We start from the raw sequence: 20,044 nt of genomic DNA, 5'->3' as shown, positions 1-20,044 counted from the left end.
TGCGGCGATCCGGCTCTTGAGTACGGGATCTTGAATAAGCCGCATCACACCCGCCGCAAGCCGGTTCTCATACCGGTAGGACAACAGGCAGTTCTCCTCATGGCGGGCATACTCCAGATTTCCTCCCGAATAGACGGAGACTAACGCCGCCCCGCAGCGCATCGCTTCAAGTCCTGGCAATGAACCGGTGTCGAAAATACTAGAGCTGACAAAAATATCAGCACCGTTATAGTGATAGCATAGCTCCTCGTCATTGAGCGGGGTGAAGAAGCGGTATTTGCCGCTGTCCATCATTCTTCTCAGGGATTCGGAACTGAAGCATTCATCCGGCGGACTGATGAAATTGATATTGACCCACGGGAAGTGCTGCTTCACGATATCCAGCTGATTCACCAGATAATCCTGCTCGCGGTGCCAGGAGAACCCGTTCTCCACCTTGCGCAGGATCGCTGTTATGTTCAGCGGCTCCTGAAGCTCCTTGCGGATATTCATGTTTCGGAATGAAGCGCTGATCCCTACCGGCACAATGCTTCCGCTGATTCCGTGGCCCAGTCTAATCAACTCCTGCTGCCATCTGGAGAGGACAATTAGTTTATCGGTAATATGGTAGGAGGGGAAGGATATCTCGCTCTGCGGCAAAAAAAGAGGTTCATAGCACAGGGAGAGGCGGATATGCATGCCTTTGCCGTTCAGGCTGGCTGCCTGTGAGACCGGAACCGTGGTGTAGAAGTTAGAGACGATGATATCACTGACCGGAAAATCGGATTCACGGAGCAGTGTGTAGTCGGTAATCAGCAGAGTGGAACGGACGTCATAAGAAACATCCCCTCCCAGCGGCATGACAATCACAACCTGGTGGCCCCGGGCCGTAAGACCGTTCGTAAGCTCCACGAGCATGCGTTGTGCCCCGCCATGGCATAAGGTAAGAATGGGGAAAGTGAACCGCATCTTTGATCCCTTCCTTTCTGCACAATCGCCCTGCAACAATGCGATAGGTATACTATTTTATTCAGTGAAAAGCGAAAAGTACCGCTATGCGGTACTTTTGGAGGAAATGGGGTTATGGCCGGATGATCACGAATTGCGCAGGTTGCGCAGCAGGTTCACGCAATCTTGGATCTCCAGGCTAGTGACATCCTCAAGCGAGACATCGATCATCGGCTTCTGCGCCTCAAGCTTGTCCAGGAACTCAGCGGTGTGGAACAGCCCGGCTCCGGGAGCGCCGTGACGAATGCGTCCGCCGTCCTCATAGATTCCTTTGAGATGGGCGAGGATGATCCGGTCGCCGAACAGACTGAAGGATTGATCGACGATCTCATCCTGGAGATGAATCTCTTCACCGATCAGGTTGCACGGATCGAATACAACACCGATGGAGCTGGAGGGCACCTCATCGAGGATGCGCCGCATTTTGGCTGGAGAGGACAGGGTATGGGTGCTGACGCCTTCAAGCCCTAAGAATATGCCCCACTTCTCCGCCTCCTCTGCCAGTTCCTCGACCGTTGCCTTAAGGGCATCCCAGCCGAGCTCCTCATAGCGGTAAGGGTCGAGCTCCTGGAAGGTCGTAAGTGCTCCAGTCTCCGTGGCGACCATAGGGGCACCGAACAGGCGGGCATAGCGCAGATGCTCCTTGAAGCGGTCAATCTCCGCCCGGCGGACCGCAGGATCAGGGTGAATCGGATTGATGTAGCAGCCAAGCACACCGATGCGGATACCGGCCTTGTCGAATTGCTCAGCGATATAGGAAGCTAGTCCAGGACTCAGCTTGCCCGGGGAGAGGTCGATATCCTGTATGGCTTTGGACAGAGCGAGCTGTACGAAATCAATATTGTAGGTCTGAAGAGTGGAAGTCAATTCCTTAAGCGGCAGGCAGCCGGCAGTATGTGCTAACGTTCCGTAACGAATAATAAACAACTCCTTTGGAATTCAATGAATTTATATCTATAATATTAATGACGCTTACATAGACATGCAAGGTTAAAGAATGCAAGCGATACAGGAGGAATTGAGATGAACGCAATAGAAGTGCGTAAGCAAGAGCTTGAGAACTGCCGGCCGGAGCCGACACTGGACCGGGAGACGATTGATGAATTCTGGAATGATCTGCTCGCAGAAGATGAGGAACAGCCGCTGGAGGTGACGATTACCCCTGAGAAGACCCCGTATCCGGGCATGAAGGTGAGCAAGGTCAGCTACATGAGCTATGGGGAGACTACGATCAATGCCTGGTATATCCAGCCTGCTGGTGATACAGAGGGCACGGGAGACCGGCCGTGTATCGTCACCTTTCCAGGTTACACCGGAGACCGGGGATATCCTGAACGCTACGCACATTTCGTGCTGCTTGGATACACTGTCCTGGCCGTAGATGTACGGGGACAGCTTGGCGAGACAGGCAATCTGCTGCCGCAGGAGCACGGTATAGTGAGAGGCTGGATCAGCCAGGGGCTGCTGGAGAAGGAGCAATCCTATTATCTGGCATTAGCCATAGATACAGTGCGGGCCATTGAGACGGCAGCGCAGCTGCCCGGGGTTGATCCGGCGCGCATTGCGATTACAGGAGCCAGCCAGGGCGGGGGGATCGCTCTGTTGGCAGGGGCGCTCAGCCACCGCGTGGCGGCGGTAGCCGCAGACATTCCTAATCTGTGCCGTCTGGATTTCGGAGTGCTGAATTCCACCAGCTCACTCACAGAGATTGCGGATTACCTGAAGCGCTATCCGGAGCATCTGGAGCGTACGCTTCAGAACCTGGCCTTTTTCGACATCGTCAATCTGGCTCACCGCTTCACTGTCCCTGTCCTGATGTCTGTAGGCTGGAAGGATACGGTATGTATGCCGGAGACGATCTATGCCGCTTATAACCGGATAGAGTCGCCTAAGGAGATTAAGGATTATCCGTTCTCCGGGCATGAGGTGAGCGAATTCCAGAACAGACAGACGGCACTGTTCTTCCAGGAGCATCTGGGCTCCTAAGTGAAGTGGTACAGGCCACAGTGATTAGCCGCAAGGGAATGGTGTGAAGATATAGTAAGGGTTGGCACGAGGTCATAGGTAGGCAGTCTAATCACCGGGAGGGAACTACGGATGGACAATCAGACAGGTAAGCTGCCGGCGGGAGTATTGGTGGAGAGCTTTGAGTATGACAAGAAGAATGAGGAGCTTGTGAAAAAGAGCTTCTGGAGCAAAACCAGGAAAGCCGCTGGTAAAATCCCCTTCACCAGAGAAGCGATAGCCATGTACTACTGTGCTATGGATGCCAAAACACCGCTATGGGCGAAAGGGATTGCCTTTGGAGCGCTGGCTTATTTCATTTCCCCGATCGATGCCATTCCCGATGCGCTGATCGGCTTGGGCTTCACAGACGATGCTGCCGTCATGGCGGCGGGCATCCGGGCTATTGCCGGACAGGTCAAGGAGGAGCATAAACAGAAGGCGGAGGAGTTCTTCGAGGATTCGTAATAGGCTGGAAGACAGCGAAGGGATGCAGCGGGTGGCTGCATCCCTATTTTGCTATGCCCTGCTACACTCCGGTGTCTATAGCCGGACTCTCAGAACTCTGCTGCTTCGCCTGGTACTCCAGACCCCAATCTCTCATCAGCTTGATGATCGGAATCAGAGAGCGGCCGAATTCGGTCAAGGAGTATTCGACCTTTGGCGGCACCTGATGATAGACCTCACGGTGAACGACGCCATCCTCCTCCAGCTCGCGGAGCTGCAGTGTTAGCATGCGCTGGGTGATGGCGGGGCAGATGCGGCGGAATTCATTGAACCGGACTGTAGAATCCATCATATGGTACAAGAGTACACCTTTCCATTTGCCGCCGATGACATCGAGGGTGAATTCTACAGGACAAGCAAAGGCATTGCCATCAGGGCAGGTGCCGAAACCGCCTTTACGGTCGCGCATCACGAACACGCTCCTTAGTATCATTTTGTATACTACATCACAAAAATGTGCGTACTTCTAAATGTATTGTATATCCATTACTATAGGCATGGGAACAGGAAAACGTCAATTCCTTATCATGAATGGTACACAGAAAGGGAGTATGGAGGATGGAGAACACAAGCACAGTAAGTGAAATGACGAAAGAGCAGATTTTGGCAGCCTACGAGTACAGACATGCGACCAAAGAATTCGACAGCAGCAGGAAGATCAGCGGGGAGGATTTCGGCTTCATTCTGGAGACGGGACGCCTGTCACCGAGTTCGTTCGGGTTCGAGCCCTGGAAGTTTGTAGTTGTTCAGAACCCGGAGCTCCGGCAAAAGCTGCTGCCATACGCCTGGGGCGCCCAGAAGCAGCTTCCGACCGCAAGCCATTTCGTGCTTATTCTGGCCAGACAGCCGCGTGATCTGGCAGCTGACTCAGAATATATTCAGAGTATGATGTCGGAGGTACAGAAGCTGCCGGTTGAGATTGCAGAGGGCAAGCAGCGGGTCTTCGATGCATTCCTGAAAAACGATTTCGGCCTGGCTGGTAATGAGCGGGCGATCTTCGAGTGGGGGGCACGTCAGACGTATCTGCCCCTTGGCAATATGATGACCGCAGCCGCGCTGATTGGCATCGATTCCTGTCCAATTGAAGGCTTCGATAAGCTGAAGATGGAGAAGCTTCTGGCCCACGAGGGGATTATGGACCCTGAACATTTCGGGCTGGCCTGCATGGTAGCCTTCGGCTACCGCACCGGCGAGCCGCGTCCCAAGACCCGGCGGACCGCTGCTCAGGTGGTAGAGTGGATATAGGAATCTAAATCATGAGAACCTAATACAAAACGGATGCTGCCCCTCAGGGCGTCATCCGTTTCTTTGATTACCGTTATGAAAGTACATAGAAGAGTCGAAAACTTATTGAAAATTTACTGAAAATTCTGCTACTCTTAGGAGGTCAACTTGCTGCCGGTGAGCGGCTGCTTAAGATCGTCATTTCAAGACTGAAGGGATTCCTGCATTATGAAAATCATCCGTATTATCGCCGAAGTCTGCTTGCTGTATGTGTTCTTCCTGGCCGGAGACTATCTGCAAGAGCTGCTGCATTTGCCGATTCCAGGCAGTATCGTGGGACTGTTGCTGCTGTTCGTCCTGCTGCTGCTTAAGATTGTGCCCGTGAAGCTGATTGAGAACGGCTCGTCCTTTATACTGGCGTATCTGCCCATGTTCTTCATCCCCGCCACCGCGGGCATTATGAACCATCTCGATATCTTCAGCGGAAGAGGGCTGCTCCTGATCGGCATTCTCGTCATCAGCAGTGTGCTGACCATGGTTGTTACGGCACATTCCAGCCAGTGGATTGCCGCCCGCAGCGTCAAACGTCTAACACGCCGGACGTACCGTGCCCGTAATCTCCACGGGAAGGGGAAGGAAGCATGAGAATTCTTCTGGCCGTTGGCTTCGTGCTGATGAACGTAGTGATCTATCTGGTCATGTCCATACTGTACAAACGCTACCGTCTTCCGGTTCTGCTGCCTGCACTGACGGCAACGTTCACGGTTGTTGTGCTGCTCATGGGCTTCCATATCTCTTATGAGACTTATATGATCGGCGGCGACTGGATTAACCGGCTGCTGGGACCAGCGGTAGTATCGCTTGCTTATCCCTTATACAAACAGCGGCATGTGCTGTGGAAGAATCTCCCTGCCATTCTCGGCGGAACGGTCACCGGACTTATGGTCGGAATGTTCAGCGGACTGCTGATGGCAGCCGGACTCGGCTTCTCTAAGCTGTATGTGCTGTCTATTCTGCCTAAGTCGATTACCACCGCTGTAGCGATCCAGATCTCCAGTAATCTCGGCGGAGATTCATCGCTGACCTCCGTCTTCGTGATGGTTGCCGGCTTCACCGGAGCGATTGGCGGCCCCTATATTATCAAGCTGTTCAGAATCCGCAGCGAGTCGGGGATCGGCATTGGCCTGGGCACAGCTTCCCATGCCCTCGGCACAGCCAAAGCGCTGGAATACGGCGAGGAGTCAGTGTCCATGAGCTCTGTAGCCATGACCGTATGCGCTATTGTCGGCTCCATTGCCGGACCGCTAGTCGCCTGGATCATGTACCATTAAGCTTGCAGGCCTTCAGTAATCAGCCGTTGACACGCAGCCGGATCACATTCCAGGAAGCCGCTGGAAGCATTGCACTTACCCGGCCGCCGTCTGCGGCTGCCGTTCCCCGGTTGTGCGGAAGCACATTCGACGGGTTGGAGCGGGTATTGGCCGCCTGAAGATCCTCATTCTCAAGAATCGTGTGCTGAATAACCTCTACAGCGCCGAAGCTCCGCAGATCAACCGCCAGCTCCATGCCTTCGCTCAGATGGCGGTTCACTGCAAACACAGTAACCTCGTTCAGCTCCTCGTTATATACACTGACCGCTTCCAGATATGGAACGTCGGTGAAATCCTTGGAATCATATTTCGAGCTTGTAATCAGCGGGTGAAGCACCGTTCCCCGGCCGTAGATGGAGGCATGCATGTAAGGATAATAAGTAGTCTGCAGCCAGAGCGGTCCGCCGTCCTCCGTCATAATCGGTGCAATGACATTAATGAGCTGGGCGATACAAGCCATCTTGACCCGGTCTGCATGCTTGAGCAGGCTGATCAGGCAGCAGCCCACCACCAGCGCATCCTCCAGTGTATAGACATCCTCGAATTCAGGCGGTGCAATCTGCCAGTGCTGCTCAGCACGGCTAGAACCCTGCGACTTCCACACATTCCATTCATCGAGGGAGAGGTAAATCTTTTTCTTGCTTTTCTTCTTAGCCTTGATATAATCACATACTGCTGCTACGCTGTCGATGAACTGATCCATATCGAGCGATTGGGCCAGGAAGTTCGCTGTGTCTCCATCATTGTTATTGTAGTAAGTGTGCAGCGAGAGGAAATCGACATTATCGTAGGTGAGATCCAGAACTGTAGCTTCCCATTCGGCAAAAGTACTCATATTGCTGCCCGAGCTGCCGCAGGCGACAAGCTCCAGGGAAGGATCAACCCAGCGCATCGCTTTGGCGGTCTCATTGGCGAGCCTTCCGTATTCGACGGCAGTCTTGGCTCCAATCTGCCAAGGACCGTCCATTTCATTACCCAGACACCAGGTGCGGAAATTGTGCGGAGCCTTGTAACCATGGGAGATCCGCAGGTCACTCCAGTAAGAGCCGGAGGGATGGTTGCAGTACTCGACCAGATTCCTTGCAGCATCGATCCCGCGTGTGCCGAGGTTCACTGCCATCATCACTTCGGAACCGGCCAGCTTGGCCCAATCAGCGAATTCATTCGTGCCTACCTGATTAGTCTCTGTAACCCACCAGGCAAGTTCAAGAGAGCGCTTCCGTTCCTCCTTGGGACCAACGCCGTCTTCCCAGTTATAGCCGGATACGAAGTTGCCTCCCGGATAACGGATGATTGGTACACGTAGTGCCTTAATAGCCTGAAGGGCATCACCGCGGAATCCGTTCGCATCAGCGGTAGGATGTCCCGGCTCATAGATTCCGCCATATACGGCCCGGCCCAAATGTTCAATGAAGGAACCATACAGCCTTGGATCTACCTCGGCCAGCTTAAAGTCTTTGTCGATAATCATCTTGGATTGAATGCTCATAGTTAGAATCTCCTTTGTGTTAGATTAATGAAATAGCTAATCGTACAAGCCCGTTTATGATTACATGATACGAATTACAGGGTATACTAAGCAATAACTAATTTCAGGATTAACATAATAACTAATTCAAAGAGCGCGGAGGGCCACCGATGTATTTAACCACAGATTCCGAATCGCTGAAGGTCTATGAAGCACTTGCCAGCGAAGTGCGGCTGCGGATCATCGATCTGCTTAGCAACGAGGAGATGCATATCAAGGAGATTGCAGCCAGGCTGTATCTCAGCAGCGCCATTGTAAGCTCGCATGTAGCGAAGCTGCAGAAGGCGGGCATCGTCAGCTCCCAGATGAAGCGGATCGATGGGGGGACTTATAAATTCTGCTCACTTTCTGCGAATTTCTTGCAGATTAAATTATCCGGGGCCAAAGGAATCGCCCGTAAGGTGGTCGAGGTCTCTGTCCCTGTCGGGCATTACACCGATCTTGAAGCCTCTCCGACCTGCGGCATTGCCACCACTGAGAAGCTGATCGGGTATTATGACGACCCGCGTTATTTCCTGGACCCGCAACGGGTGGATGCCGGCATTCTCTGGTTCGCCAAGGGATATGCGGAATATAAAGTTCCGAATTATCTGTTCATGGATCAGACGGTGCAGGAGATTGAGCTTTCAATGGAGATCGGTTCGGAGGCGCCGAGTGTGAACGAGAAGTGGCCTTCGGATATCTCTTTTATGATGAATGGCATTTCGCTTGGCAAATGGACCAGCCCCGGTGACTTCGGCGTAATGAGAGGCCGGCTGACTCCTGCCTGGTGGAAATCGGATGTGAACCAGTACGGGCTGCTGAAGGTGCTCAGAATTAATACAGGGGGCACTTATATAGACGGCCAGCAGATATCGGCAGTTACCATTGATCAGGTGGGCTGGCAGGAGGACCAGTGGAGCTTCAGGTTCACGGCAGAAGACACCACCCGAAGGCGGGGCGGCTTAACGTTATTCGGGCGCGGCTTCGGGAATTATGAGCAGGACATTGTGTTTCGTGTATATTATGAGTAAGAGGGACCTGTCTGCCGAATGGCAAGCGATATGGAAAAGACAAGGAAAATGAGCTTTGTTCGGATGGGATGTTTGCAAAAGGGGTCCGCGGGTAACTATAACTAAGTAATCCAAATCGCGCACAACTTGCATACAAGGAGGAATTCACATGTCAGATCATTCAGGTAACGAAGCAGACATCCGCAACAAGGAGAATAAAGACGGGGATTCACTCGCAGAACGAAAAAAGATAGAAAACGGTGTGGATATTGAACCGGAAGCCGATGATTGGGAAGCCAAACCGGCAGAAACCGCCCATCCTGACCCGCTTCCTAAGAATTAGGGGAGTGGGTATAAGGCTAAGGCATAGGGTATAAAGCATGTGCACGTAGCAGACTGTTCCTCCGGGGACAGTCTTTTTCTAATGAGAAGCCTAAAATGTATGCGAAAAACCGAACACAATGTGCTGGCCCAAAGGCAGGAAGTTTTATTAGCATGCTGATGGAGAAACATGAGGAACCGCCTGAAAATTGAATAAAACAGCAGCATCTTAACAGGGTCAGCCATGTGCAGGTCCGCCAGATATTCCCGTCATAATGTCCGGTTCTTGGAGACATACTAGCTCCAATTGGAAAATAATTGGGACCGGAGGCGGGAATAACTACGATGACACCTTTACTTTTACAGCAAAGTTACAGTATGGTGGCTGCGGCAAGCCCCTATCTGTTCTATTTCACTGTATATTCGTTCTTGGGATGGGTCCTTGAAGGCAGCTATAACCTCTACAGCACTGGGACCTTTCGGAAAGAAGGCTTCCTCAAAGGGCCATTCAAGCCGATGTATGGCTGCGCCCCTTTACTACTGCTTGCAGCACATGAAATTTCGCTTCCCTTTCCGTTACTCCTGCTGCTTGCGCTGATTGTCCCTTCGGCGGTTGAGTTTGTCAGCGGCTGGCTGCTTAAGGGGATCTTTCGCAGACAGTGGTGGGATTATTCAGGGATGCCGTTTCAGCTGCAAGGGCATATCTGCCTGAAATTCTCGCTTTATTGGTGGGGACTGTCACTACTTTGCCTCTATGGCCTGCAACCGCTGGTAAACTTCCTCTACCTGTATTTGGAACGGGTATGGATACCAGTGCTGCCCATCGCCCTGCTGCTATTCACAGCGGATCTGCTGTGGACCTTCCGCACCCGCCGCCGCGGGCTGCAATTGTTGGATCATCTGTTGGAACCACCAGAGCTTGGCGAAGGTTGAAGAGTTAGTGAAGAGTGGAAACATGAAAATTACAAAGAACCCACAGATATCTCCGCCTTATGGCTGGAGATATTTTTGCGTTATATAACCTTTTGCTATCACAATTGTACGTCAGACAAGGAATATCATACAACCATGTCAAATATAGTGCTAACCCGGTTTATCCATAAACCTTGGAGCGGGAGGGAACATGAACAACTTTTTCAGCAAATACAGCCGGGCTATTATAATTCTTGAAACGCTACTTATTGCGGTACTCTCACTATTGCTGATACGGGAAGTCAACAAGCCTGTCCCTCTGGTTAGGGATCAGCGGAACTTGATTACACATTTTGATCAGCTGGATTTGGACAGAATTACAGAAATGATACATAGATTTAAGGAAGGCAAGGGAGATAACTTCACCATGCTTCAGTGGGGTGTTGACAGCGGGCCGTATATTCATGATTTCTACAACGATGGCAGGGTACTGCACTGGACGGTGGACAACAGCCGGGACTGGGCAGGAGACGGCGGGAAGATTGAGTATGTATGCAGAGCGATCCGGCTTGCCGAGACTAAGGAATACTATAGGGTAGAGCTGACGGACTGTGAGAATCAATCGGATGATTTCGTGGTTCATCCGGTTTCTTTCCGCAAGGATGAGCTATAGGCTGGAATTAAGAAGGATATAGGGTCTAATTGGATTCAAGTCAGGAGGAAGCTTCATGTCAATGTCTGAGTATTACCGGGAGCTGAGGGGGAAGGCGGGCAACGGGCTGCTAATGATGCCGTCTGTAGCGGCAGTAGTAAGGGATGAACAGGACAGAATTCTGCTGATCCGTAAAAAGGATGAGACGTTATGGGGCCTTCCGGCCGGAGCTATCGAACCCGGAGAGACACTGTCCAGAGCGCTGCGCAGAGAGGTGTTCGAAGAGACCGGCTTAATGGTGACGCCTGAACAGATTATCGGTGTATTCGGCGGTGAGAAATTCAGATATGAATATAGCAATGGAGATCAGGTAGAGTACACGGTTATTGTATTTGAATGTATCATTGTTAAAGGCCAGCTCAGAAGCCTGGACGGGGAGGCGGAGGAGCTGAAGTTCTTCAAGGAAGATGAGTTGCCCGGGCTAACCATCCCGTATCCCCCGAAGCTGTTCGTGCGGGATGATGCTGCGCCCAGGAAGGTTATATTTGATTGAGAGAAATAAAGGAGTAGTTTCCAGTGCGGAATTCATTAATACGATCCAGAATGATCTACTGCGGCGCAGTACTGCTAGCCATTGTGCTGGGTCTTGGAACCAGGGCATACGGGAACTCGCTGCCGCACTTTGTCAGCGAACACTTTGGGGATGCGATCTGGGCAGGGATGATCTATCTTGCTTCCCGGGTGCTGCTGGTCCGGCATCCGCTATGGATGTCGCTTGCCCTTAGCCTGGGCTTCAGCTTCGGAATTGAGTTCAGCCAGCTCTATCAGGCAGAGTGGATTCTGCATGTGCGTGCTACAACCCTGGGCAGCTTGATTCTCGGCCACGGCTTCCTCTGGGTTGATCTGGTCCGGTATACAGCCGGAATCCTGTTCTGCTGGATGGTTGATCAAATCTTACAAAATTGATTCTGGATTATATAGGAAGAAGAATATATATTAAGTGAGGCGATCCGGTCTGTAATAATCTGGAACAAGAATGCCGGTCATCTGCCGAATGCTGCCTGATTTGGAGATGAGTAACCGTAAATGACGAATAGTTTATTGGTGGTATGTCTGTTGACTCTGATTATTCATACGGCGGAAACCTTGTCGTATTCGGTGCGTTTTGCCGGAGTAAAGCTGAACAAGATCGCTATCGCCTTATCCCTGACCGGAATTATCGTGCTGGTCTCCAGAACCGCAAATATGGTACAAGGCCCCTTAACGGCGAAGTTCGTAGATTATGCCAAAGCTGACGACAGCTTCCCGCTGCTCAACTATCTGCGGATTATTATGCTGGCATCTTCACTGGGTACATTGATCGCCATTGCGTTGTTTCCGACGTTCGTAGGACTATTCGCAAGAGTGATCTCCAAGCTGGAGATTGAAGGCTCCATTCCCAGGCTTCTGACAAGTGTAACGGTCAGCCAGCTCAAGAATACGCGCAAATATATCCGCAGACCGAAGGTCAGGCTGAGCAGCTTCCGGTATCTTGGAATTCCCAAGCGCTTCATTGTGATGAATGTCTTCGTGACGGCCTTCTACACGGTAGGCGTGTTATCCTCAATGTATGCGGCCAAGCTGTTGCCGGCGTTCAGCACCACTGCTTCCCAGGCGTCGGGCCTGATTAACGGGATAGCAACGATACTGCTGACGGTGTTCATCGATCCGCAGCTGGGAATTATCACTCATAAGGCAACCGAGAATGCGCAGTACCGTGACCAGCTCGGGAAGATCTATGTACTCCTGATGGGCTCGCGCTTCCTTGGGTCGCTGCTGGGCCAAGCCCTGCTGGTACCGGGAGCCTTCATCATCACCTGGCTGGTGAAGCTGCTCTAAGCTTCAGAAATAAGCTACTTCGGCAGCTTCAGCTCTGCCGCATGGAGCGCCGTGCTGATCTGTTGTTCCCAGCCGTACAACTGCCCGGCCATAGCACGGATCTCCTTCATCCGGCTATAAGACAGCTTCATCGCAGCCGCAGCCTGGGTGGCGTCTCCCGCCTGGACAGCGGCTTTGTTGCGCTTGTCGGCTTCGGTTCTCTCTGATTGTGCGGCTGAGAAAAGCTTGTTTTGGGCGGCAATCTGCTTCTTGAGCAGGGGGATCGGGGCAAGGGCATCCTTAGCCGGCTTGTTCTTCGCAGCAGTTAACGCTTTGGCTTCTGCCAAGGCTGAGGCGGCCTTCTTCACTTCAGCCCGTGCTGCGGCAGCGGCAGCCTTCAGCTTATTGCGCTTCAGCTCAAGCACGGTGGCACTCTTCAGATTGTTTGCCTTACGGGCAGTGGTAATCTGTTTACTGAGAGCAGTGTACTGGTCCAGGAGCGGAGCATGCTTCTTCTGCACGGCTTCCGAGGCAGACTTAAGCTTGGCGAGCTGAGCGGCGTTAGTAGCTTGAAGCTGCTTGTTCACGGCGGCAAGGGCAGTGTTATTCTGCTTGCGCAATTCCTGATTCCGCTGGAGGTCAGACTTCAGCGATGCTTGTAGACCCGTATAGTCTGTGTACAGATTATGAATCTCGTCCAGCGCAGCATCCCACCCGGAATCGGCAGAGACACCGGACAAGGGATAGGTCCACAATGACAGTATGATCACCAGCACAGCCATTCTTCGTACAGTTCTCCCCGACAAAGGTGTAACAACTCCCTCACTTCTCCAATTCGTGAAGCTCGTGAATCTAAACATTGACTTCAGCTCCTCTGATTGTTCATTTTGGCAATAGACACAAAGAAGCACCTCCAAGAAAGGCATGAACTGCCTGTCCTGCGAGGTGCTTCTCCCGCTTAATGTGTGTTACCTGTGCATTTACTATAACCCCGGTGAACCTGCATAGTCAAGCATTTTTAGGAACGTTAGTTCGCGGAATGGGAATTTTATCTTCTTTTTTGTATATGACTCTGCCGGAAAATCTAGTAGAATATATCTGTAGTTTACAATAATATATAAAGTTCGACATCTTGGTACTCACAGGAATGGGAGATGCATTATGCAGCTTAGACATGTGAAAATAAAAGGAACAGGCAAATATTTGCCGGAGCGTGTAGTTAGTGATGCAGAGCTTGATAAGATCCTCGGCACAACACCGGGCTGGGTGAACAAAATCACTGGCGTCGGCACCCGCCATTATGCCGGCAACGATGAAACCGCCTCCTACATGGGTGCAAGAGCCGCTGAAGCAGCCCTCGCCGACGCAGGCCTCAGCTTCAGTGAGGTTGATTGTCTGGTGTGTACGAGCGGAACCAAGGAGCAACCGCTGCCGAGTACCGCCGTGTTCATTCAGCAGGCCATGGGTCAGGCGGATTCGGGTGTCCCGGCTTTTGATATCGATGCGACTTGTCTCAGCTTTCTGGTAGGGCTTGATGTGATGTCCTACATGGTGGAAGCGGGCAGATATAAGAATGTGCTGCTGGTGGCTACTGAGATTGCATCCGTAGGGCTGAACTGGCAGGATAAGGAGAGCTCAGCCTTGTTCGGTGACGGAGCGGCGGCAGTGGTGATCGGGCCTGCGGAGGCCGGAGATTCCTCGCAGATTCTCCATGCCTCCCTCAAGACCTACAGCAGCGGGGCGCGTTATTCGGAGATTGCCGGAGGCGGGACCAGACTGCATCCCCAGAATTATACAGCCGAGGATGCGCTGCCTTATCTGTTCCATATGGATGGACAGGCTATATTCCGCAAAGCGTCCAAGCTGCTTCCGGATTTCATTGCTGACATGCTGGGCGCCACAGGCAATAAGATGGACGACTTCGCGCTGGTCATTCCCCATCAGGGCAGTGCAATGGCTATGCGTCTCCTGCGTAAAAAGCTGGGTATTGCCGAGGACCGCTTCCTCGACAATACCGCAGGCCATGGCAATACGATTGCAGCATCCATCCCGATGGGGCTGCATGAAGCGGTCCGTCAGGGCCGTATATCGCGCGGAGACCGGATCATGCTGATCGGCACGGCGGCAGGGCTGTCTCTGGGAGGCATGATTATTGAGTACTGAGGCCCGTCGTATTCTGATTACCGGCGGACGCGCTCCGGTGGCCCTGGAGCTGGCAAGGCTGTTCAAGGCGGCGGGCCACCGGGTATACGTGGCAGAAAGTGCTGAGTATCATCTGTGCCGGGTATCCTCTGCCGTCGAGGCCAGCTTCCGGGTGCCTGCCCCAAGGCATCAGCCGCAGGCCTATGTCCAGCGGCTGGCTGCGTTAACGGAAGAGCTAGGCATTCACTGCCTGATTCCGACCTGTGAGGAGATTTTCTATGTCTCTGCCGGTCTTGAGCATCTGACGGGGTGCCGTGTACTTACATCAGACCGGAGAATTCTGGCCGGGCTGCACCATAAAGGGGAGTTCATGGTCCTGCTCCGTTCGCTTGGATTCAAGGTCCCGGACACGGTGCTGATCAGCAGTACGGAAGAATGGCGGAGAGCTGTGAAGCAGGCAGCGCAGAGGGGGGAGCAGCGGGTCTATAAGCCTGCATATTCCCGCTTTGCGTCGAAGGTCATTCTCCCGGATAAAAGCTCCGCTTCAACTAATCCGCATAGCCGCGTTCCGGGAGAAATAGAGACTCCAGCCGGACTATCGGCCGAGGCTCCCTGGGTGTCCCAGGAGTACATTCAGGGCAGAGCGGTTTGTACGTACAGCATACTGCACGAAGGCACAGTAGTGGCGCATGCTGCGTATGACAGCAGGTACAGGACGGGGCGCAGCGGGGCCAGTGTGTATTTTGAACCGCTGGAGCATCCTGCGGCTCTGGAATGGGTCCAGCGGTTCGCCGCAGCAACCGGCTTCAGCGGCCAGATCGGATTCGATTTCATCGAACCGGAGAACGGGATGCTGTATCCGATTGAATGCAATCCGCGCGCAACAAGCGGTATTCATCTGTTCACGCCAGAGGAAGGGCTGACGGAGGCGCTGCTGAATCCCGGTCTGCTCGTGCAGAGCGGAACAGTGATTGTTCCGCGTTCAGCCCGTACAGCGATGCTGACACTGCTCATGCTGGGCTGCGGATTTAAGCCGGGACCCGGGGGTCTCCGCAGCTGGAGGCGGGCGCTGCTTGGAGCAGCAGACGTGGTCTACCGCAAGGATGACCGCGGCCCTGCCCGCGAGCAGTTCCGCATAGTATACGCCGCCTGGAAGACAGCCAGGCGGCACCGCATCTCAATCACAGAGGCGTTAACAGAAGATATAGAATGGAATGGTGAGGCATGACCAAAGCGCTGGTAACAGGTGCAACCGGATTTCTTGGACGGCATACCGCCCGGAGGCTGGCCCGGATGGGCTGGGAGGTCTACGCGCAGGGACGCAACCCGGAGCAGGGGAAGCAGCTGGAGCAGGAAGGTGCAGTGTTCCTGGCCGGGGATCTGCGTGACCCGGAGACTGCCTATAGCTTTTGCCGGGAAATGGATGTGGTGTTCCATTGTGCAGCCTTGTCGTCACCCTGGGGCAAATATAAGGAGTTCTATACGTGCAATGTGGAGGCGACAAGCCATATAGTTGAGGGGTGCAAACGGCATGACGTAGGAAGGCTGGTTCATATCTCCACGCCCAGTGTGTATTCCAGCCAGCGGTCCCGCTTCGGCATCCGGGAAAGTGATCCGCTTCCCGGCCGTCCGGCCAATGCTTATGCCGCAACGAAGCGGATTGCCGAGCAGGTTGTCCGTCAGGCAGCTCGAGAAGGGCTTGCCGCCTTCATGCTCCGGCCCAGAGCCATATTCGGCCCTATGGACAACGCTTTGTTCCCCCGGCTGCTGGCAGCGAATGAGAGTAAGGGGGTGCCGCTGATGAATGGCGGACAGGCGAGGCTTGACCTCACATGCGTAGATAATGTAGTCGATGCCATGCTGCTCTGCTGTGAAGCCCCGGTCTCTGCAACCGGCAGCGTCTATAATATTACCAATGGTGAGCCGCTAAGGTTCGAAGAGCTGGTTACCCGGCTATTCTCACTGCTCGGGCTGCCGCTGCACACCCGTCGATTGCCCTACCCGGTAGCTTATTCCGCAGCGGCCCTGATGGAGGGGATCTACAAGGTACTGCCTATCCCGGGTGAGCCGCTGCTGACCCGTTATTCTGCAGCCGCACTCGGCATCTCCCAGACACTGGATATTACACTGGCCCGTGAGCAGCTGGGTTATCAACCGCGTATAACAACAGACGAGGGACTTCGCGCCTTTGCAGAATGGTGGAGGGAACAGCAATGATTACAGAAATTCCAGTTGGATTATCTATATTGTCTGCGGGCTATTGCCTGCATCCCGAGCGGCTGACGCTGCGCGGAGGCACACTGAAGCCGGTTGCCTTCCCGGCAGGTTATGCCCTGATCCGGCATCCGGAATACGGACCCATCCTGTTCGATACAGGCTACAGCGCGCGTTTCTTCCAAGAGACAGCAAGTCTGCCAGCCTCTCTATACCGCAAGATCACTCCGGTTGTCTACAAGGAGGAAGAGAGTGCAGTGCGGCGGTTGCAGGCAGGCGGGATCTCGCCGGAAGAGGTGCGGTATGTGGTGCTGTCGCATTTTCATGCCGACCATATCGGTGGGGTACGGGATTTTCCGCAGGCGCAGTATATTTATTTGCAGAAATCTTACGATGCCGTAATCGGGCTGGGTCCTGTGCGGGCTACGAAGGCGGGATTCCTGCCCGGATTGCTGCCGGAGGATTTCAGACTCCGCTCCATTCCTGTGGATGAAGCTTCGGCGAAGCGTGCACTGCCGCAAGGCCTTCCGTTCACGGAAGCCTATGATCTGCTCGGAGACGGCAGCCTGCTGGCGGTTGAGCTGTCAGGCCACGCCGCCGGGATGATCGGCGTATTCGTCTCCACCGGTGAGCATGATTATCTGCTCTGCGCAGATACGGTCTGGTCGAGCCGGGCGTTCCGGGAGAACCGCAAGCCGCACCCGGCAGCAGGCCTGATCATGTCCAGCCGGACAGAATACCACCGCAATTTCGAGCGGCTGCGTCAGCTGCATGAACAATTTCCCCTGCTTCGGATTGTGCCCAGTCATTGCCGCGAGGCGCTTGCGCACTGGGGAACGGGAAGTGTGACATGAAGCGGATCAGGCTGGTGATTACCCATTACATTCTCACCAAGTGGGGGAGACGCTGGAAGAACCGGGCAGCACTTGAGCAATGGCAGGAGAAGCGTATCCGGCTCCATGCAGATAAGGTGAGGCAGCACTCGAAGTTCTACAGGGAGCTGTGGGCAGGCATTCCGTCCAAGGATTGGCGGAGCTTCCCCGTAATCGGGAAGCCGGAGATGATGGAGAATTTCGATCAGCTCAACACAGTCGGCATTACGAAGGAGCAGGCCTTTGCCGAGGCCTATGAAGCGGAGAACAGCAGGAACTTCAAGCCTACGCTGCAAGGCGTCACCGTCGGGTTATCCTCGGGAACCTCCGGCAACCGGGGGATTTTTCTCGTGGGAGAAGAGGAGCAGGCGGCCTGGACCGGTACGGTACTGGCGAAGCTTTTGCCGGGTGGACTGTGGAAGCGGGCGAGAATTGCTTTTTTTCTACGGGCAAACAGTAATTTGTATGAATCTGTGAAGCAGGGACGGCTGCAGTTCCGGTATTTCGATCTGCTGGAGCCGCTTCCCCGGCTCTTGAACCGTATGAAGGAGTACCAGCCGGATATCTGGATTGCACCGCCGTCCATGCTGCGTCTGCTGGCTGAGGCACAGCAATCAGGTGAGATGAATCTGTATCCCCGCCGGATCATTGCGGTTGCGGAAGTGCTGGACCCGCTTGACCGGCAGCAGATTGAGCAGACTTTCGGGCAGAAGGTGCATCAGGCTTATCAGTGTACCGAGGGCTTCCTCGGAGCTACCTGCAGTCACGGGACGCTGCATCTGAACGAAGATATTGTACATATCGGCAAAGAAATGCTGGATGAACAATCACGCCGGTTCGTGCCCATCGTGACCGATTTCTCCAGAAGTGTGCAGCCCATCGTCCGCTACCGGCTGAATGATATTCTGACCGAAGCGGCAGAGCCATGTCCCTGCGGTTCACTGTTCACGGCCATTGAGCGAATCGAAGGACGCTGCGATGATATTCTGTATTTGCCGCATGCCGCAGAAGATACTATGGTCACGGTATTCCCTGATTTCGTTACCCGGGCTGTACTGGCGGCTTCCGCAGACATTGAGCATTACAGGGTCATCCAGCACAGCCTGCTTGAGCTAGAGATCTCCTATCGTACACAGACAGGCACCAATCAAGGCACGGAGCAGGAGATTACAGCATCACTGATGCGCTTGTTCGCGAGGCTGTCCTGTATCCCTCCGCAGCTGACTTTTACCGACTACAACTTCGTGCCCGGAACTGTGAAGCTGCGCCGTGTGGAGAGGGGCTGGAAGCCGTGAAGGACAGGATAACGCAGTATGAACGCGATTCTGTTACGGGGCTGGTCTGGCCGGATACGGAGTATGGGCGGTATGCCCGGGAGTATCTTACACCGCTGCTGGAGCGGGGAGCGCAACCTTTTATCGATAATGTGAGTACAACTGTTAAGGTGCTGACCATCGATGGGCTGCCGGTTCCGATTACCGTCAACGAAGCAGACAATGACAATTCCTATGTGTGCTCACCCTATACCCATTATGTCAGTTATGCACGTGAGGAGCTGGCCTTGCTCAATAACCGGATGCTAGAGGGCCTATTGTCGCTAATGCTCACAGGAATGGGCTGGATGCTGCGGCAAGCACGGTTCAACCGGGTGGTTCAGGTGAATAACTGGCTGCTGTCCACCAATCTGTATCCTGCCTTAAGTGCGGAACAGCTGACGGCGATACTTGATTACCTCCGCCAGACTTATCCGGGTCATACCTTAATCTATCGTTCGCTTAGCCGGGAGACCTCGGGAGAAATCATCGGCAGACTGCAGGGGTATGGCTGCAAGCTCGTTCCAAGCCGGCAGATCTACCTGCTGCACCCGGATACCGCTGACTCCAAGGCTAGATGGCTAGTCAAACGTGACATGAAGCTGCTGGCGAAGCATGGCTATACTGAGGTTGGTCCGGAGGAGATCACACGGGAAGATATTCCCCGCATTGTGGAGCTGTACAGACTGCTGTATATCGATAAATATTCGGCTTATAATCCGCAGTTCACCGAAGCCTATATTGCCATGGCGCTGGAACGGCGAACCTTGCAGATCTACGGTCTGCGTAAGGAAGGAAGGCTGGATGCGGTGCTGGGCTTCTATGAGCGGGAGGGCGCGATGACGGCGCCATTGTTCGGTTATGACACAAGTCTGCCTCAGTCCCTAGGACTCTACCGTATGCTGTCCGCTGTGCTGATCGGGCTTGCAGGCAGCAGGGGGCTACTACTGCACGAGAGCTCCGGCGTCGGCCAGTTCAAGCGCAACCGGGGAGCGACTGGTGCCACTGAATATTCTGCGGTGTATGACCGGGGGACCACTCTGCTGAACCGCTGCGGCTGGTCCATCCTGGAGCTGCTGCTCCGCCGGATCGGCATTCCGCTTATTCAGAAGCTGAAGCTGTAGGCCGGAACAATGAATGTGAGCCAGG

The 20,044-nt window shown here is 53.7% G+C and carries 23 protein-coding genes; 18 read left to right on the top strand and 5 right to left on the bottom strand.

The features are described 5' to 3' along the window. Positions 1-948, bottom strand: a 948-nt coding sequence (locus C162_RS14235; protein WP_036695127.1) for a glycosyltransferase family 4 protein, incomplete at its 3' end; no start/stop codon positions are given. A gap of 126 nt (positions 949-1,074) precedes the next feature. Next, entirely contained in the window at positions 1,075-1,914 is an 840-nt protein-coding gene (locus C162_RS14230) for a sugar phosphate isomerase/epimerase family protein (protein WP_084648923.1), read from the bottom strand. A gap of 96 nt (positions 1,915-2,010) precedes the next feature. Here C162_RS14230 and C162_RS14225 point away from each other — a divergent pair, with 96 nt between their 5' ends. Both C162_RS14225 and C162_RS14220 read left to right on the top strand, forming a co-directional pair. Next, positions 2,011-2,973 carry an acetylxylan esterase gene (locus C162_RS14225; protein WP_036695126.1) on the top strand — a complete coding sequence of 321 codons (963 nt, stop codon included), beginning with the start codon at positions 2,011-2,013 and terminating at the stop codon, positions 2,971-2,973. A gap of 111 nt (positions 2,974-3,084) precedes the next feature. Next, positions 3,085-3,459: a YkvA family protein gene (locus C162_RS14220; RefSeq protein WP_051493493.1), complete on the top strand. Its 375-nt coding sequence runs from the start codon at positions 3,085-3,087 to the stop codon at positions 3,457-3,459. Positions 3,460-3,520: 61 nt separating this feature from the next. Here C162_RS14220 and C162_RS14215 read toward each other — a convergent pair whose 3' ends face one another. Continuing rightward, the gene (locus C162_RS14215) at positions 3,521-3,907 is read right to left on the bottom strand and encodes a winged helix-turn-helix transcriptional regulator (RefSeq protein ID WP_036695125.1); all 387 of its coding nucleotides are present in this window, start codon (positions 3,905-3,907) and stop codon (positions 3,521-3,523) included. Positions 3,908-4,056: 149 nt separating this feature from the next. Here C162_RS14215 and C162_RS14210 point away from each other — a divergent pair, with 149 nt between their 5' ends. The 3 genes from C162_RS14210 to C162_RS14200 all read left to right on the top strand — a co-directional run bounded on the left by C162_RS14210 (position 4,057) and on the right by C162_RS14200 (position 6,053). Further along, positions 4,057-4,743 (top strand): NAD(P)H-dependent oxidoreductase, encoded by a 687-nt coding sequence (locus tag C162_RS14210; protein ID WP_083677753.1) that lies wholly within the window; start codon positions 4,057-4,059, stop codon positions 4,741-4,743. Between the two features lie 207 nt (positions 4,744-4,950). Then, entirely contained in the window at positions 4,951-5,367 is a 417-nt protein-coding gene (locus C162_RS14205; RefSeq protein ID WP_036695124.1) for a CidA/LrgA family protein, read from the top strand. After that, positions 5,364-6,053, top strand: coding sequence for an LrgB family protein (locus C162_RS14200; protein ID WP_036695123.1), 690 nt, complete (start codon positions 5,364-5,366; stop codon positions 6,051-6,053). Before C162_RS14205 ends, C162_RS14200 begins: the two co-directional genes overlap by 4 nt. Positions 6,054-6,072: 19 nt before the next feature. Here C162_RS14200 and arfA read toward each other — a convergent pair whose 3' ends face one another. Next, a complete protein-coding gene (gene arfA, locus C162_RS14195) occupies positions 6,073-7,581 on the bottom strand; it encodes an arabinosylfuranosidase ArfA (protein ID WP_036695122.1) in 1,509 nt (502 codons plus the stop codon). Between the two features lie 149 nt (positions 7,582-7,730). Here arfA and C162_RS14190 point away from each other — a divergent pair, with 149 nt between their 5' ends. The 7 genes from C162_RS14190 (at position 7,731) to C162_RS14165 (ending at position 12,375) form a co-directional block, all read left to right on the top strand. Further along, positions 7,731-8,633, top strand: a complete 903-nt coding sequence (locus tag C162_RS14190; protein WP_036695121.1) for an ArsR/SmtB family transcription factor — start codon at positions 7,731-7,733, stop codon at positions 8,631-8,633. 148 nt (positions 8,634-8,781) lie between these two features. Beyond that, positions 8,782-8,955, top strand: a complete 174-nt coding sequence (locus C162_RS36615) for a hypothetical protein (protein ID WP_200869204.1) — start codon at positions 8,782-8,784, stop codon at positions 8,953-8,955. Positions 8,956-9,278: 323 nt separating this feature from the next. Then, positions 9,279-9,866, top strand: a complete 588-nt coding sequence (locus C162_RS14185) for a putative ABC transporter permease (RefSeq protein WP_036695120.1) — start codon at positions 9,279-9,281, stop codon at positions 9,864-9,866. A gap of 319 nt (positions 9,867-10,185) precedes the next feature. After that, the gene (locus tag C162_RS14180) at positions 10,186-10,518 is read left to right on the top strand and encodes a DUF4362 domain-containing protein (RefSeq protein WP_162174462.1); all 333 of its coding nucleotides are present in this window, start codon (positions 10,186-10,188) and stop codon (positions 10,516-10,518) included. Between the two features lie 55 nt (positions 10,519-10,573). Further along, positions 10,574-11,050, top strand: coding sequence for an NUDIX domain-containing protein (locus C162_RS14175; protein ID WP_036695118.1), 477 nt, complete (start codon positions 10,574-10,576; stop codon positions 11,048-11,050). A gap of 23 nt (positions 11,051-11,073) precedes the next feature. Beyond that, positions 11,074-11,463 carry a ribosomal maturation YjgA family protein gene (locus tag C162_RS14170; protein WP_235218428.1) on the top strand — a complete coding sequence of 130 codons (390 nt, stop codon included), beginning with the start codon at positions 11,074-11,076 and terminating at the stop codon, positions 11,461-11,463. Positions 11,464-11,583: 120 nt separating this feature from the next. Continuing rightward, on the top strand, positions 11,584-12,375 hold the full coding sequence (locus C162_RS14165) for a lipid II flippase Amj family protein (RefSeq protein WP_036695117.1): 792 nt from the start codon (positions 11,584-11,586) through the stop codon (positions 12,373-12,375). 14 nt (positions 12,376-12,389) lie between these two features. Here C162_RS14165 and C162_RS14160 read toward each other — a convergent pair whose 3' ends face one another. Beyond that, positions 12,390-13,214, bottom strand: coding sequence for a hypothetical protein (locus tag C162_RS14160; protein WP_036695116.1), 825 nt, complete (start codon positions 13,212-13,214; stop codon positions 12,390-12,392). A 301-nt stretch (positions 13,215-13,515) separates the two neighbouring features. Between C162_RS14160 and C162_RS14155 the strand changes: the two genes are divergently transcribed. Genes C162_RS14155 through C162_RS14130 form a run of 6 tightly spaced genes read left to right on the top strand, consistent with a single transcriptional unit; the run spans position 13,516 to position 20,019 of the window. Beyond that, positions 13,516-14,517, top strand: coding sequence for a beta-ketoacyl-ACP synthase III (locus C162_RS14155; RefSeq protein ID WP_036695115.1), 1,002 nt, complete (start codon positions 13,516-13,518; stop codon positions 14,515-14,517). Beyond that, positions 14,507-15,724 carry a hypothetical protein gene (locus C162_RS14150; protein WP_036695114.1) on the top strand — a complete coding sequence of 406 codons (1,218 nt, stop codon included), beginning with the start codon at positions 14,507-14,509 and terminating at the stop codon, positions 15,722-15,724. Before C162_RS14155 ends, C162_RS14150 begins: the two co-directional genes overlap by 11 nt. Then, positions 15,721-16,713 carry an NAD-dependent epimerase/dehydratase family protein gene (locus C162_RS14145; RefSeq protein ID WP_036695113.1) on the top strand — a complete coding sequence of 331 codons (993 nt, stop codon included), beginning with the start codon at positions 15,721-15,723 and terminating at the stop codon, positions 16,711-16,713. The genes C162_RS14150 and C162_RS14145 overlap by 4 nt, the downstream gene beginning before the upstream one ends. After that, positions 16,710-17,564, top strand: coding sequence for an MBL fold metallo-hydrolase (locus C162_RS14140; RefSeq protein ID WP_036695112.1), 855 nt, complete (start codon positions 16,710-16,712; stop codon positions 17,562-17,564). Before C162_RS14145 ends, C162_RS14140 begins: the two co-directional genes overlap by 4 nt. Then, positions 17,561-18,877 (top strand): F390 synthetase-related protein, encoded by a 1,317-nt coding sequence (locus tag C162_RS14135; RefSeq protein ID WP_036695111.1) that lies wholly within the window; start codon positions 17,561-17,563, stop codon positions 18,875-18,877. The genes C162_RS14140 and C162_RS14135 overlap by 4 nt, the downstream gene beginning before the upstream one ends. Further along, a complete protein-coding gene (locus C162_RS14130) occupies positions 18,874-20,019 on the top strand; it encodes a GNAT family N-acetyltransferase (protein WP_036695110.1) in 1,146 nt (381 codons plus the stop codon). The genes C162_RS14135 and C162_RS14130 overlap by 4 nt, the downstream gene beginning before the upstream one ends. Positions 20,020-20,044: the final 25 nt, after the last annotated feature.

This window comes from Paenibacillus sp. FSL R7-269 (assembly GCF_000517865.1).
Classification (GTDB): domain Bacteria; phylum Bacillota; class Bacilli; order Paenibacillales; family Paenibacillaceae; genus Paenibacillus_AQ.
The sequence above is the reverse complement of the archived record's forward strand: the minus strand, read 5'-3'. Positions and strand labels throughout refer to the sequence as shown.

Coding starts and splice junctions, on each gene's coding strand:
- C162_RS14225 (WP_036695126.1), top strand. CDS start 2,011: ATGAACGCAATAGAAGTGCGTAAGCAAGAGCTTGAGAACTGCCGGCCG.
- C162_RS14220 (WP_051493493.1), top strand. CDS start 3,085: ATGGACAATCAGACAGGTAAGCTGCCGGCGGGAGTATTGGTGGAGAGC.
- C162_RS14215 (WP_036695125.1), bottom strand. CDS start 3,907: ATGCGCGACCGTAAAGGCGGTTTCGGCACCTGCCCTGATGGCAATGCC.
- C162_RS14210 (WP_083677753.1), top strand. CDS start 4,057: ATGGAGAACACAAGCACAGTAAGTGAAATGACGAAAGAGCAGATTTTG.
- C162_RS14205 (WP_036695124.1), top strand. CDS start 4,951: ATGAAAATCATCCGTATTATCGCCGAAGTCTGCTTGCTGTATGTGTTC.
- C162_RS14200 (WP_036695123.1), top strand. CDS start 5,364: ATGAGAATTCTTCTGGCCGTTGGCTTCGTGCTGATGAACGTAGTGATC.
- arfA (WP_036695122.1), bottom strand. CDS start 7,581: ATGAGCATTCAATCCAAGATGATTATCGACAAAGACTTTAAGCTGGCC.
- C162_RS14190 (WP_036695121.1), top strand. CDS start 7,731: ATGTATTTAACCACAGATTCCGAATCGCTGAAGGTCTATGAAGCACTT.
- C162_RS36615 (WP_200869204.1), top strand. CDS start 8,782: ATGTCAGATCATTCAGGTAACGAAGCAGACATCCGCAACAAGGAGAAT.
- C162_RS14185 (WP_036695120.1), top strand. CDS start 9,279: ATGACACCTTTACTTTTACAGCAAAGTTACAGTATGGTGGCTGCGGCA.
- C162_RS14175 (WP_036695118.1), top strand. CDS start 10,574: ATGTCAATGTCTGAGTATTACCGGGAGCTGAGGGGGAAGGCGGGCAAC.
- C162_RS14165 (WP_036695117.1), top strand. CDS start 11,584: ATGACGAATAGTTTATTGGTGGTATGTCTGTTGACTCTGATTATTCAT.
- C162_RS14160 (WP_036695116.1), bottom strand. CDS start 13,214: ATGTTTAGATTCACGAGCTTCACGAATTGGAGAAGTGAGGGAGTTGTT.
- C162_RS14155 (WP_036695115.1), top strand. CDS start 13,516: ATGCAGCTTAGACATGTGAAAATAAAAGGAACAGGCAAATATTTGCCG.
- C162_RS14145 (WP_036695113.1), top strand. CDS start 15,721: ATGACCAAAGCGCTGGTAACAGGTGCAACCGGATTTCTTGGACGGCAT.
- C162_RS14140 (WP_036695112.1), top strand. CDS start 16,710: ATGATTACAGAAATTCCAGTTGGATTATCTATATTGTCTGCGGGCTAT.
- C162_RS14135 (WP_036695111.1), top strand. CDS start 17,561: ATGAAGCGGATCAGGCTGGTGATTACCCATTACATTCTCACCAAGTGG.